Raw genomic sequence first — 12,804 nt, 5'->3', positions numbered from 1 at the left:
ATGGGTTGTACAAAGTTTAAAAAACTATGGGAGAAATACGAAAACGGAACGCTCACGCAGGATGAACAAGAGCGGTTAGAAAGTCATATTGAAACATGTGAAGAGTGTGACGATTACTTAGATGATTTGCTTTCAAAAAGTGAACCGATAAAGAAAAGACTACCACCACAAAATCTAAAAGTCCCGTTTTGGAAAATAAAATGGAAACAGCGTTGGCAAACCGTTAGTTTTGTCCTTGCTGTTTGTATAGCAATCTATTTTGTTGGTCATTTTGCATCTTCCTTTTACTTCTATTCGAACGAAATGAAAAACTTCCGGAAAGTGGATGATATACCAGCACTCGCAATAGAAGCAACAATGCCAAATAGTCGTTCCGCTGGAGGAAATACGAAGGTTAAACCTTTCTTTCGTACAGAAACTGAAATGGATTTATATAAAACGATCGGTAAAAAAGAATTTCCAATTGGTACAGTAACAATGCGTAGTTTCTTATCATCTGTAACTGTCACAAATCAATCTTGGGAAAACAGAGCCTATTCAAAAAAACTTTCCTTTGTTCATCCAAAAATTAAGGAAGAAGCTTCTTTGAAAGAATCATCTAAAAAAGTTTGGGATACACTTGGAAAGATACATGAGGGTACCGTTGCAGAATTAGCGATATCTTTCGATAAAGTTTACACTTTACAAGAAGTCGAATCCATTCTATATAGCGCATTTGAAACACAAGAAATGCCACCAACTCCTTTATGGTACGCCTTAGACACAGGACAAGAAAGAATAAATGAAGACGATTTTCTCTTGCATAGCGGAGAAGTTATCGGATTTCGAGAACATATAAATCTTCCTGAAAATGAAACAAAAAAACTACACACAAAAGAAGATGAAGTAATCGAAATGATGCGCATTCTTTCTATAAATAAAGAAACTGTAAGTAAAACGACTTGGACTCGTGAAAAGGATCTGAACTTAGATAAGCGCTATCAGTATATAAAAGATAACGGCGTTAAAGTATACGGCATGGTCATTACTGGCCCGTCGAAAGAATTATTGAAATTACAAAACTCACCGAATGTGCGTTATGCGACTCTTGGGGATATTGAGGTTTGGAATTGGTTTGATCAGTGATGAGGAAAAGGAGAGCAAAGATATGCTCTCCTTTTTAATCCGAAATCACTTTCACATACATCCCTCTCACCGCTTTTTCATAAGCGACCTCGCTCATCTGTCTTATTTTTTCCGACACAACAGACGATGGAACAACTTCACCTTCACGAAATAATGGAGAATCAATGAGACGGACTTTATTTTTCTGATACAAATCATAATCGTTTCTATCTTCTTTTACTTTTACATTCGGATGAACTTTTCTTAATAAAGCATGTACTTCTGAATCAGTACATTGCTGCAATTTCGAAATTAGCTCATCATCTTCAAGAAGAAAATCATCTGCATGAATAACCTTTTTGTGTAGAGCTAACTTTAGCGTTTTTGCTAACGTATCATTTCCGTAAATATTCATTGGTTGCATAAAGAAATCGATTACTTCTTTGTAATACGTTTCTGCAAACCATTCAGCTATTTCGATATTTTGAAGGACCATTTTCCCATCTACAGCAATGACATCCTCTAAAAAACTGTGAACTTCTTCTAAAGAAACATACCCATATGTATACATATCTCGTAACGTATAATCAACTCTGTCTGCGCATAATTCTGGTGCTGACCTTTCGAGTAACGTCCATTTCGAATCATCTAACAAAATATCTTTATAGTTATAACCATGCTTTGAAAGAATCACTGGAATTTCTGAGTTTTTCACAACGGAGCTAAATATCTCTTCATGATAACTTTCATTTATATTATCAAAAACATAATCAATCACATGAGAAAAAGCAGTATGTGATACGTCATGCAGTAAACCTGCAATTTGTTCTTCTACTGAACCACCAAGTTTTTTCACTAACAACATAACACCAACTGAATGATCAAAGCGCGTTACATTCCATTTCTCGTTCATTAAGTAACTTGCGCCTGCTTGATGAATTCCCTTTAGTCTTTGCATAGACTTACTTGAAATTAATTCTTCTACTACTTGATCCACTTCAAATTCTCCGTATAGTACATCTGATATGATCACTTACAATCCCCCTTTATTTTAATCGAGTCTTATAATCGTATCTCTTTTATGAAATTAGCACCAACATAAATATTTATTGTTATTTGTTTTTATTAAAAAAAATAGAGAGCCATCAGCTCTCTATTTCATAACCCCTATTCAAATGTAACTTCTACCTGCACAATCTCCGACCTACTACCAAGTCTAAGCGGTGGTCCCCAAAACCCAAATCCAGAAGAAACAATCGCGTGGAATGCACCTTTTTGTGCGTATCCCCAGTCTAATTCGTACATTCTTCTCGTTACAATATGATTCGGCGCCATTTGTCCGCGGTGCGTGTGACCTGATAATAGTAAATCAACACCCGCCTCCGCTGCTTGTTTCAACTCAAATGGCTGGTGATCCATTGCGATAACAGGCATCGATTTATCTACCGTACTCATTAATTGTTCAAAGCTTTGGCGATCTCGCTCTGTTTTATCTCTTCTTCCAACGAGATAAAAGTCACCTTCAATTGTAATTACTTCATCTAAAAGAATACGAATATCAATCTTATCCATCTCTTGTAAAAACTCTGGAACCGCTCTACCGTAGTATTCATGGTTTCCTAATACGCCATATACGCCTAATGGTGCTTTCATTTGTTTCATGATTGGTCCCATATTCTTTTGAATGAACACACCTGGATGATCATCGATAATATCACCTGGCAGTAAAATAATATCAGGTTCCATCTCATTTACATGACGAACAAGTCTTTTTAAATGCGAAACGCCAGACAGTTTACCGAAATGCATATCAGAAGCCATCGCAATGCATAAACTTTTACGCCCCTCTACCTTTTTCGGTATGTGCACCTCGTACTTTCTTACTACCGGACTATACGCATTAAATACTCCATACGCAAAGATAAAGATAAATGCAGCTATCACAGCCGCCCCTGTCCAAATAATTGCCGCTTCTTTCTCTACTGAAAACTGTAAAAGAAAGACCATAATATTAGCTAATGGCAACAGCATAAGCGCATATTGAATAACCGCAAACCAAATCGAACCTATCGTTCGCAGAAATGGCAAAAACTTAAACACTTGCACGAGAATGTACGCATATGAAATAAATGCAACTATAAAAGCATAATATCCCCAAGATTCCCAGCCAAACACCGCATGAAGCCAAACCCAACCGTTCCAGCCGATGTAAAACATGAGTAGTGTGTATACAATTAAAATAGTGAATATATTAAAATAACGAAGATTTTTCACAGCCAGCCTCCTTCTTGATTTCTTCTATTATATCTTGTTATGCACTTATAACGTAAATATTAAGCACTTCAATCTTCAGAATAAGAACATTGATAAACATATTGTCTTAAAATTTTTAAGAACGGCTGTAATGGACATTTTTGAGTCTTAAGTGTTGGATAAAATTCTATTATCTTTATCCTTCAAAACTCATCTATGCAATTATGCATAACCATCCATTCCGTTTTATTTTCATGTTACGATATAAATGTAATACGACATATATCGACAAAGATAAAAGGAAGTGATTGTATGAAACGTTCTAAAACATACTTAAAATATTTAGCATTATCCGCTGTTTTTGCTAGTAGCGCTGTAACTCTTTCAACACCTGCTGCTTATGCTCAAACAACATCGCAAGTTGTAACAGATATCGGACAAAATGCAAAAACACATACGAGCTATAATACATTTAATAATGATCAAGCTGATAATATGACAATGTCTTTAAAGGTAACTTTTATCGATGACCCAAGCGCTGATAAACAGATTGCCGTTATTAATACAACTGGTAGTTTTCTAAAAGCAAATCCTACTATAAGTGATGCACCTATTGATAACTACCCAATCCCTGGCGCTAGTGCAACATTACGTTATCCTTCACAATATGATGTTGCATTTAACCTTCAAGATAACAGCGCTCGTTTCTTTAACGTAGCACCTACAAATGCTGTAGAAGAAACGACTGTAACATCTAGCGTATCTTATCAACTTGGTGGCTCTGTTAAAGCTTCTGTAACGCCTAATGGCCCTAGCGGTGAAGCTGGTGCAACTGGTCAAGTCACTTGGTCTGACTCTGTAAGCTATAAACAAACTAGTTATAAAACAAATTTAATTGACCAAACGAACAAAAACGTAAAGTGGAACGTATTCTTTAACGGATATAACAATCAAAACTGGGGTATTTACACACGTGACTCCTATCATTCTTTATATGGAAACCAACTGTTCATGTACTCTCGCACATACCTATATGAATCTGATGCAAAAGGTAATTTAATACCGATGGATCAACTTCCAGCATTAACAAATAGCGGTTTCTCTCCTGGTATGATTGCTGTTGTTATCTCTGAAAAAAATACAGATCAATCTAACTTACAAGTCGCTTATACAAAACACGCCGATGACTACCAACTTCGTCCAGGCTTCACATTCGGAACTGCAAACTGGGTTGGAAACAACGTAAAAGACGTTGATCAAAAAACATTTAATAAATTGTTCACACTAGATTGGAAGAATAAGAAATTAGTAGAGAAAAAATAAAAAAACCGAACCGCTATTTAGATGGTGGTTCGGTTTTTTATGTGAACAGCAAACTTTTCATTTCTTTTAGGTAAAAATATATAATATTCATTTTTTCGTAACACAATCATCCTTATCCCCCCGACTGAATATCTACTGATAAAATATATTATGTTATTGTACTGCTTCCGCGCGGCTTACCTCTTCATCTGGAACCCAGCCCTTATCTGCTCCAATTGAAATATTTTCTTGAATTAAACTATTAACATACTTCGCACCCCAATAATTTTTTAAGCAGCACATTTTTTAGTAGTTTTATATTTTCATTTGTTTGCTCTTTATAAGTTTTAAAATTAACATCGTATGTATCAGCTGCTTCTATATGAATATACGCAACACAATCCCTTTATTGATAATAATTATCAATAAAAAATATCATTTCCTACACAAATACGCTTTCCGCTCATTTTTAAATAATAAATAATGAGCCGTGTGCACTTTTCTTTCCAAATAATCGATAGAATACGAGCTTGATGGATCAACTAAATCACCTATCGCACCTGAAAGTTGATCAATGACTTGCTGCAGTATTTCTAAGTTTTTCTTCTCACTTTCCGCGTTCATTTCATCCATAATGTCACAAATAAGGTATTGCACTCGCCGCAAACGTAATTCCTTCTGCTCCACTTATATCTCCTCCTTATTAGTCATATTACGGTTTAAATATATGGGGTTATAGCTTAACCGATTCTAAAAAATACAAAGGCAACCACCTTCATAAAGATGGTTGCCCCTATTTTTATACTTGCATCGCTTTCTCTCTCAATGCTCTTCTTAACAACTTACCAGTCGTATTCTTCGGTAATTCTATTAAAAACTCAATGCTTTTCGGCACTTTATATTTCGCTAAATGTAACGTACAGTAATGCATTAGTTCTTCTTCTGTTACGTTTGCTTGCTTCAAAACGACGTACGCTCGCACAGCTTCTCCTAAGTTTTCATCAGGAACACCGATTACGACAACTTCCGCTACTGATTCGTGCGTATATAATACTTCTTCTACTTCACGAGGGTATACGTTATAACCGCCAACTAAGACGATATCTTTTTTACGATCCACGATATAGAAGTAACCTTCTTCATCCATTTTCGCCAAGTCACCTGTATATAGCCAGCCGTCTTTCAATGTCGCAGCTGTATCTTCTGGTGCATTATAGTATCCTTTCATAACATTAGGTCCGCGAACGATTAATTCGCCGACTGCGCCGACAGGTACTTCTTCCCCAAGTTCATTTACAATTTTATTTTCTACATGCCAAATATTTGTGCCAATTGATCCTGGTTTACGAGGACGATCTAGCGGATTGAAACAAGTAACTGGTGATGCTTCTGATAAACCGTATCCTTCTGAAACAATAACGTTAAAACGTTTTTCAAAGTTTTGCAGAAGAGCAACAGGCATCGATGCACCACCGGAAATACAAAGACGAAGCGTCTTCACATCTTCTGCGCTTGCTTCTTCAAATAAATATAAATAATTGTACATTGTCGGTACGCCAGCAAAGATCGTTGGTTCGTACGTGCGACAAATACGGAATACTTCTTTCGGACTAAATTTCGGTAACATTAAAATCGTTGCCCCGTTCACAATCGGTGCATTTACCGCAACTGTTAAACAGAATACATGGAACATAGGCAGTGCCGCAACAACGCGGTCATTAGCCGTATATTGTAAATACGACGCCACATCGTTCGCATTACTATATAAATTTTTATGTGTTAACATAGCGCCTTTCGGTTTTCCAGTTGTGCCCGAAGTGTATAGAATAACCGCTACATCTTCTTCATCTAGTTCAGGACCTTCGTAAGTTGTATCTCCAGTCCCCACAAAACTAGTAAACGTTTTCATTTTTTCGGTTTCTGTATGGTTAAAATCTGATGAGGTTTCACATATGATGATGTTTTCTAATGAAGGAAGTCTTGTTGTAAGAGATTGTATAACAGGTAGAAGGACGTCGAGTACGATGATTGTTTTTACATCTCCATTTTGTAAAATATAATGCATTTCGTCTGCTGTATAAATTGGATTAACTGGAATAACAGTTGCTCCGGCTTTCATTGTTCCGTATAAACCGACCAAAAAATGTGGTGAGTTCCCAACAACTAATGCGACATTGTCCCCTTTTCCAATGCCCATTTCTGCTAAATTGCTAGAAAACCTTGTGACCATTTTGTTTAATTGGTCATATGAGACCGACTGATCCATAAATATATAAGCCGGTTTTTCCCCCTTCTTTTTTGCCGTTTCAGCCAAAGATTGAACGAGATTCACAAAAACCCCACCTTTATAAAATTTAGAATATTTAAAAATTCTAAATTAATTATATTAAAAGAAAATTAAAGTAGCAAGTGATATTCTATTAACTGCATATAGACAGATCACCTTCTCTTAGTTTACTTTGGAAAGATAAGGGAATTTTGTTCGCAAGTAATTTATGAAACTAGACCAGAAATCATTTTAGGATAATATGCATTCATCTTTTCTCTAAGTTTATTAAGTTCCTCTTTATTTAACGTCGTATGCTCTCCGTGCAAGTTAAGAGCATCCGCTCCATCTTCATGAAAATAAACTGTAACATATAATGCCGGTAACCCTATATTGTCTTCATCTATTGATAAGACGACATCTGATGTTTTATTAACAGTGCTGAATGTTTCATTTCTTTTCCACTTCTTATTTTGAAACATGTCTTGTATATCATGTATCTTTCGTTTGTTATCTGTATGCGTAAAATATATGACATTATCTCCGCTGGTTTTCCGATAGACAAAATTGTACGACTTGAGGGCGATCCACTGCTACACGCTGTCATTCCGATAACTAAGCTGAGTAATAATACAACGTACATTACCCTTTTCATTTCGATCCGCCTCCTTTTGAATATATATATTCCTTTACGAGGGGCAAATGTCCTGTGATTTTATGTTTTGTGGTAAATGAAATTATATGAGCGATTTTTCAGTTATATCAGCGCAACTCGGTTTATATCGGCGATTTTCCAAATATATCAGCGCAACTCAATTTATATCAGCGATTTTTCAGTTATATCGACTTACCGACAAAACCTGACAATCTACGCAAAAAAGAAAGAGGCTGCCCGTTATGGAAGCCTCCCTCATTTTTAGAAGAATAAATGTAAGAAATCTTCTGTTGTAATGTTACCGAAGTAGCGTGCGATATCTACGCCTTCTAAAGCTGCAGTGAATGCATCTTTATCGAACTGAACGCCTGTTAGACGCTCTTCGATATCATGAACATCTAGTGAACCGAAGAAGTCGCCGTAAATTTTGCATTCTGTTACTGTTCCTTTTTTCACTTCAAGACGAACGTCAACTTGTCCAACTGGGAAGCGGTGTGAATGTTGTAAGTTGAACTTCGGTGATTTTCCGTAGTTCCAATCCCAATTTTGGTAACGTTCTTCAGAAAGTTTATGGATTGCTTTCCAATCCTCTTCTGTTAATTCATACGTTGGGATTTCTGTTTCTCCTTCGAAAATTGTTTCTAGAAGAAGTTGTCTAAACTCTTCTGTCGTCATTTCTTCGTTTAGGAACTCTGTAATGTTCGCAACGCGGCTACGGATTGACTTAATTCCTTTTGATTGAATCTTATCCATTTTTACTTTTAACGCTGATACGACGTGATCGATTTCAGAGTCAAATAGTAACGTACCGTGGCTGAACATACGACCTTTCGTTGCGAACTGTGCGTTACCTGAAATTTTTCTACCTTCAGCTAAAATGTCGTTACGACCACTTAGTTCTGCATTTACGCCTAATTTACTAAGCGCTTTCGTTACAGGTTCTGTAAATTTTTTGAAGTTGCTGAAACTGTCTCCATCATCTTTCGTAATAAAACTGAAGTTTAAGTTTCCTAAATCATGATATACTGCGCCTCCACCTGATAGACGACGAACGACATGAATACCTTTTTCTTTTACGTAATCTGCATTAATTTCTTCTACTGTGTTTTGGTTTTTACCAATGATTATCGAAGGCTCATTAATGTAAAACAGTAAATATGTTTCGTTAATATCTAAATTCTTCACACAATATTCTTCAATTGCTAAGTTTATTCTAGGGTCTGTAATTCCTTTATTATCAATAAATAACATCGTATCACCTCATGAGTTCCATACGTAGCCACTATGCGCTAGCGTAATATGGCCACTGAAAATTTGTTTTGCTTCTGTTACTAAATCAGCTGGGTTGCCTGTATGCGGTAAGTGCGTTAATAAAAGTTCTTTTACATTTGCATCTTTCGCAATACTTGCTACTTCTGTACTATTCATATGCCCTGCTTTTGCAGCCTCTTGATGTGCATACATATTACACTCACAAATGAAAAGATCAGCACCTTTCGTGAATGGAATGAATTCAGGAATATAACTTGAATCAGCGCTGTATACTACAGCATCATCTCCAGCTGTAATACGCATCGCAAAGCATGTAACAGGATGAACAGTTTTTAAGAACGAAATCGAGAACGGTCCAACTTGAAGTGTTTCTTCTGGATTGTACGCGATTCCTTTCGTATGTGGTTCATGCGTTAAAGAATGGAATCCATTCTCGTCAAAGGTATGGCCGTATATTGGTAATTCCGGTAGTTGCCCCTTCGCCCCGCTCATAATTAATCTCGCATATTGCAATACCCCGATATCCGCAACATGATCATGATGATAGTGTGACAGTACAACTGCATCTATATGAGATGGTGTTATATATTTTTGAAGCTGTGCTAGTACACCACTACCACAGTCTACAAGTAAACGAAAACCATCGTGTTCAAACAAATACCCCGACGTTGCTTCTCCCGCTTCTGGAAAGCCGCCCCAAAAGCCGACAACAGTCATTTTCATATGTATCCATCCTTTCTAAAACCGAGTAGAAATGCATGTTTTACTTACATCCTACATTGTTAACTATAATCCATTTCCTAAACTTTTTCATTAATTTTCAATTTTGTTATAAAACAGTTGTTGACTTTTATTTTTTGTACTAATACAATGATAGTAAGAAATGGAAATGGAGGGATTGACATGATCGATCAACCAATGGAGTTTTTCAGAAATTTACCGACGAAAACTTGCGCACACTGCGGGAAAGAAATTGATGAGCAGCACGAAGCATACCATAACAAATGTGACGATTGCGTTCACGAAGAATAGTAGTTTGTGAACATAAAAAAACCTAGCAGACATAGTCTACTAGGCTAATAACATCTTATCCTTCATCGTTGAACCTTTCACCAAGAGCTCCAGTTCAAACTCATACAATTCTTTTTTTCGATAATTTTTCGTATGGATTTTATCCATCATTAGGTCGACAACTTTTCGGGCCATTTCATCAATTGGCTGTTCAATTGTCGTAATACCTGGTTCTGTAATCTGCGATAATATTTGATTATCAAAACCGATAACAGCAAGATCATCTGGAATGCTCCAGTTATGGCGTTTCGCCTCTGAGATAATTCCAGCTGCTACCTCATCGCCTCCTGCCAAAATCGCGGTAGGATTTTTTTTGTCCTTTAATACTTCATGGAATATTCGTTTTCCATCTTCCCAAGAGAAAGCGTTTTCAAGAAAGTCAATCGCTTCTACTTGGCGGCTCTTCTCAGTTATTGCACGTAAAAAGCCCATTTTTCGCTGCTGGCTAACGACTTTGGTTTCGTTACCACGGCAAAAAATAAGATTACGATATCCTTGATCTAACACATGCTTCGCAGCTATGTATGCTCCTTGCGCATGATCAAACTTCACTGTTGGAATATTTGCTTCCTCAATATATTCATTACACAACACGATTGGACCGTGCTGTAAGTATGGCTCTACATCTTCCCACGGATTTTCTAGTGAACATAGAATAATCCCATCTACTTGTTTCGTAGATAATAATTGTAAATACTCCATCTCTTTTTCCGGTAAATATCTTGTTTGACAAATAATCAGTTTATATTTATGTTCAGAAGCAGCAATCTCGATTGCTTCAATAAATCTACTGAAGAAAGGATTTGTAATCCTTGGAACTAGCACCGCAATTGTTTCCGTTTTTTGTTTACGAAGCCTTCTCGCCGCAGAATTAGGAACGAAGCCTAAATGCTTCATTGCTAATTGAACCCTTTTTTTCTTCTCATCTGAAACATATGGATGATTATTAATCACCCTAGAAACCGTTGTCCTTGATAACCCTGCTAATTTCGCCACGTCCTCTATAGTCGACACGAAATTCTCCCCCTTTGCATGAAAACGTTTTCTTAAATTGATTATATAGTATATTATTGGAAACTGCAATATCGGTTGTTATGATTTTACTATATTAATATTATACATAGGTAAAAGTCTGTTAATGCATGGGCAATATACTGCTTTTAGAAATTTACGTTATGTACATTCCTTTTCTTAATACCATATATCCTTTATTCAATATAAAACCCCATCAATACGTCATCTCCATATGATCCATCTTCATATTTAATTTGCTTTCGTTGTCTTCCTTCTTCTACAAAACCCATACGTTTGTACACTTTAATTGCCCGATCATTAACAGAAACTACACCTAAGCAAATTTTCTCTAAACCTTTCTGCCCTTTAGCCCAACTAATAAGAAATTCAATTAATTTCGTGCCGATGCCTTGATTACAATACGCCTCTTTAATCCCCATTCCCATTGTGCCTGCGTGTTGTAACCGTTCTAGTTCATATCGGTTGAAAAGTAAAAAGCCTACCACCTTATAATCTACTTCATACACAATATAAAGATTACCTTTCTCATTACTTTTCCGTATCTTTTCTCTTTCTGCATCAATATCATTCGGTAATTTCTTTGGAGATACTATGAAAAACTTTGTAGTATTTTCCGATAATATAATTTCTTTTCTAATATTCATAATTGCTTCTGCATCAGTCTCTTTTACTAACCGTATCATTGAATCACCTCGTACTTTTTCTTTTTAAAAATAATATTACAACTATAAAACGTCCAATATGCAATATTGCATATTGAGAATCTTTTTACTCTTGATACAATATTCATACATCAAAATAAAAGGAATGTATGCAATGAATCCAATCTTAACAGCTGCAAAACAACTATTACATAAAGAAGAAAAGATTTTATCTACTTTAAAATGTTCACTTACTGGCTATATGATTACGCATAAAGTCCCATATCCTGGCATGTTACTTGCTACTAATAAAAGACTTCTCTTTTTTAGCCAATATAAAAACACATTCATTGCCGAATTTGATTATGAAAAAATTCTATCCATAGAAACGAAGAGAAGAATCTTTGACAAAAAAATAATATTTTACTATGAAGATGAATATATAACGCTTGGATACATTACAAGTTCGAATGTTGAAGCGTTCATAGACTTACTACAAAGAAACAGCAAGACTAGCACAGGCTTATAATCAGCGGGGATCCCCTCGCTGATTCATTATTTTAACTCCTCCCACTTCGTCCAAACTTCTCTCCCGTTTATACGGTACATATTATCCTCTCTATCCATAAACCTATGTACAATAAATTCACGTCTAATTGTACAAAAATCATCATGATATTGTTTTATAAATGTATTAATTTCTTTTTCTGTATATTGATTTCCAGCATCTAACTTGCTAATTAAATGCTCTAACAATACTAGTTTTTTCTTCTTTTGACCTGGAATCGATTTTAAACGATCCTCTTTATCGAAAAAGTTACGAATGGTCGTATCGCGGAATTTCATTTCACTTTCAGTCATTTTTTATCCTCTATCACTTTTTTTCTTTATCTTTTCACTTAAAATATCAATAAAGTAATATCCACCCATTAACACATAGTAGAACGTAAGTATTCCAAATGCATCTTTCATACTTGTATATACTTCTTTATCAAACAATATAGGTGAAAGGGCATAAACAAGAAAGATTATTAGCGGATTTACGATAAAATAATAAGTAAGATTGCCTTTCATCATATCAACTCCTCTACCCTATGTTTCTCTGTAAATTGTTGTAATTCCTTTTCTTTCGTTTCTATAGCTTTTAGAAAGATTTATAGATGAACTACGGAAAAGATGCCCTCTATTAAAATAAAAAAGCACCA

General features: G+C 35.7%; 14 protein-coding genes and 2 pseudogenes. 5 read left to right on the top strand and 11 right to left on the bottom strand.

Annotated elements, in window-relative coordinates; genetic code table 11:
• On the top strand, nucleotides 1–1,125 hold the full coding sequence (locus NST86_RS05805) for an anti-sigma factor (protein ID WP_227593271.1): 1,125 nt from the start codon (nucleotides 1–3) through the stop codon (nucleotides 1,123–1,125).
• Nucleotides 1,126–1,159: 34 nt separating this feature from the next.
• Here NST86_RS05805 and NST86_RS05800 read toward each other — a convergent pair whose 3' ends face one another.
• Together NST86_RS05800 and NST86_RS05795 are read right to left on the bottom strand one after the other, a co-directional pair.
• Nucleotides 1,160–2,137 (bottom strand): HD domain-containing protein, encoded by a 978-nt coding sequence (locus NST86_RS05800; RefSeq protein ID WP_000587062.1) that lies wholly within the window; start codon nucleotides 2,135–2,137, stop codon nucleotides 1,160–1,162.
• Nucleotides 2,138–2,271: 134 nt separating this feature from the next.
• On the bottom strand, nucleotides 2,272–3,378 hold the full coding sequence (locus NST86_RS05795; RefSeq protein ID WP_227593272.1) for a metallophosphoesterase: 1,107 nt from the start codon (nucleotides 3,376–3,378) through the stop codon (nucleotides 2,272–2,274).
• A 34-nt stretch (nucleotides 3,379–3,412) separates the two neighbouring features.
• On the opposite strand from NST86_RS05795, the pseudogene NST86_RS05790 reads away from it, so the two are divergent.
• Together NST86_RS05790 and cytK2 are read left to right on the top strand one after the other, a co-directional pair.
• A pseudogene (locus tag NST86_RS05790) lies at nucleotides 3,413–3,526 on the top strand (TetR family transcriptional regulator); the annotation flags it as partial.
• Between the two features lie 143 nt (nucleotides 3,527–3,669).
• Nucleotides 3,670–4,680: a beta-channel forming cytolysin CytK2 gene (gene cytK2 / locus NST86_RS05785; protein WP_227593273.1), complete on the top strand. Its 1,011-nt coding sequence runs from the start codon at nucleotides 3,670–3,672 to the stop codon at nucleotides 4,678–4,680.
• A gap of 414 nt (nucleotides 4,681–5,094) precedes the next feature.
• On the opposite strand, the gene NST86_RS05775 is transcribed toward cytK2, so the two are convergent.
• The 5 genes and pseudogenes from NST86_RS05775 to NST86_RS05755 form a co-directional block, all read right to left on the bottom strand.
• Complete coding sequence (locus NST86_RS05775) at nucleotides 5,095–5,346, bottom strand: hypothetical protein (RefSeq protein ID WP_061664466.1); 252 nt, start codon at nucleotides 5,344–5,346, stop codon at nucleotides 5,095–5,097.
• Nucleotides 5,347–5,458: 112 nt separating this feature from the next.
• Nucleotides 5,459–6,991, bottom strand: a complete 1,533-nt coding sequence (locus NST86_RS05770; RefSeq protein WP_016117393.1) for a fatty acid--CoA ligase family protein — start codon at nucleotides 6,989–6,991, stop codon at nucleotides 5,459–5,461.
• A gap of 161 nt (nucleotides 6,992–7,152) precedes the next feature.
• Nucleotides 7,153–7,580: pseudogene (locus NST86_RS05765) on the bottom strand (hypothetical protein).
• 261 nt (nucleotides 7,581–7,841) lie between these two features.
• Nucleotides 7,842–8,831, bottom strand: a complete 990-nt coding sequence (locus tag NST86_RS05760; RefSeq protein ID WP_000897275.1) for a lipoate--protein ligase — start codon at nucleotides 8,829–8,831, stop codon at nucleotides 7,842–7,844.
• A 9-nt stretch (nucleotides 8,832–8,840) separates the two neighbouring features.
• Nucleotides 8,841–9,575, bottom strand: a complete 735-nt coding sequence (locus tag NST86_RS05755; RefSeq protein ID WP_098518964.1) for an MBL fold metallo-hydrolase — start codon at nucleotides 9,573–9,575, stop codon at nucleotides 8,841–8,843.
• 180 nt (nucleotides 9,576–9,755) lie between these two features.
• On the opposite strand from NST86_RS05755, the gene yhfH reads away from it, so the two are divergent.
• Complete coding sequence (gene yhfH, locus NST86_RS05750) at nucleotides 9,756–9,884, top strand: protein YhfH (RefSeq protein ID WP_000567010.1); 129 nt, start codon at nucleotides 9,756–9,758, stop codon at nucleotides 9,882–9,884.
• Nucleotides 9,885–9,923: 39 nt separating this feature from the next.
• On the opposite strand, the gene NST86_RS05745 is transcribed toward yhfH, so the two are convergent.
• Both NST86_RS05745 and NST86_RS05740 read right to left on the bottom strand, forming a co-directional pair.
• Nucleotides 9,924–10,937, bottom strand: coding sequence for a LacI family DNA-binding transcriptional regulator (locus tag NST86_RS05745; RefSeq protein ID WP_000103715.1), 1,014 nt, complete (start codon nucleotides 10,935–10,937; stop codon nucleotides 9,924–9,926).
• A 194-nt stretch (nucleotides 10,938–11,131) separates the two neighbouring features.
• Complete coding sequence (locus NST86_RS05740) at nucleotides 11,132–11,641, bottom strand: GNAT family N-acetyltransferase (RefSeq protein ID WP_144597554.1); 510 nt, start codon at nucleotides 11,639–11,641, stop codon at nucleotides 11,132–11,134.
• 133 nt (nucleotides 11,642–11,774) lie between these two features.
• On the opposite strand from NST86_RS05740, the gene NST86_RS05735 reads away from it, so the two are divergent.
• The gene (locus tag NST86_RS05735) at nucleotides 11,775–12,128 is read left to right on the top strand and encodes a PH domain-containing protein (protein WP_001068217.1); all 354 of its coding nucleotides are present in this window, start codon (nucleotides 11,775–11,777) and stop codon (nucleotides 12,126–12,128) included.
• Nucleotides 12,129–12,154: 26 nt separating this feature from the next.
• Here the strand turns inward: NST86_RS05735 and NST86_RS05730 are convergent, their stop codons facing one another.
• Nucleotides 12,155–12,460 (bottom strand): DUF2087 domain-containing protein, encoded by a 306-nt coding sequence (locus NST86_RS05730; protein ID WP_000140286.1) that lies wholly within the window; start codon nucleotides 12,458–12,460, stop codon nucleotides 12,155–12,157.
• Nucleotides 12,461–12,463: 3 nt separating this feature from the next.
• Nucleotides 12,464–12,676, bottom strand: coding sequence for a hypothetical protein (locus NST86_RS05725; protein ID WP_016117390.1), 213 nt, complete (start codon nucleotides 12,674–12,676; stop codon nucleotides 12,464–12,466).
• Nucleotides 12,677–12,804: the final 128 nt, after the last annotated feature.

The sequence above is a fragment of the Bacillus sp. FSL L8-0199 genome (assembly GCF_038005705.1).
Taxonomy (GTDB): Bacteria; Bacillota; Bacilli; order Bacillales; family Bacillaceae_G; genus Bacillus_A; species Bacillus_A cereus.
Note: the sequence above shows the minus strand (reverse complement) of the source record. Positions and strands in the feature narration are given on the sequence as shown.

What these genes read in the sequence shown, in the direction of transcription:
- NST86_RS05805 (WP_227593271.1), top strand. Translation starts at nt 1, where the DNA reads ATGGGTTGTACAAAGTTTAAAAAACTATGGGAGAAATACGAAAACGGA.
- cytK2 (WP_227593273.1), top strand. Translation starts at nt 3,670, where the DNA reads ATGAAACGTTCTAAAACATACTTAAAATATTTAGCATTATCCGCTGTT.
- NST86_RS05760 (WP_000897275.1), bottom strand. Translation starts at nt 8,831, where the DNA reads ATGTTATTTATTGATAATAAAGGAATTACAGACCCTAGAATAAACTTA.
- NST86_RS05755 (WP_098518964.1), bottom strand. Translation starts at nt 9,575, where the DNA reads ATGAAAATGACTGTTGTCGGCTTTTGGGGCGGCTTTCCAGAAGCGGGA.
- yhfH (WP_000567010.1), top strand. Translation starts at nt 9,756, where the DNA reads ATGATCGATCAACCAATGGAGTTTTTCAGAAATTTACCGACGAAAACT.
- NST86_RS05740 (WP_144597554.1), bottom strand. Translation starts at nt 11,641, where the DNA reads ATGATACGGTTAGTAAAAGAGACTGATGCAGAAGCAATTATGAATATT.
- NST86_RS05735 (WP_001068217.1), top strand. Translation starts at nt 11,775, where the DNA reads ATGAATCCAATCTTAACAGCTGCAAAACAACTATTACATAAAGAAGAA.
- NST86_RS05730 (WP_000140286.1), bottom strand. Translation starts at nt 12,460, where the DNA reads ATGACTGAAAGTGAAATGAAATTCCGCGATACGACCATTCGTAACTTT.
- NST86_RS05725 (WP_016117390.1), bottom strand. Translation starts at nt 12,676, where the DNA reads ATGATGAAAGGCAATCTTACTTATTATTTTATCGTAAATCCGCTAATA.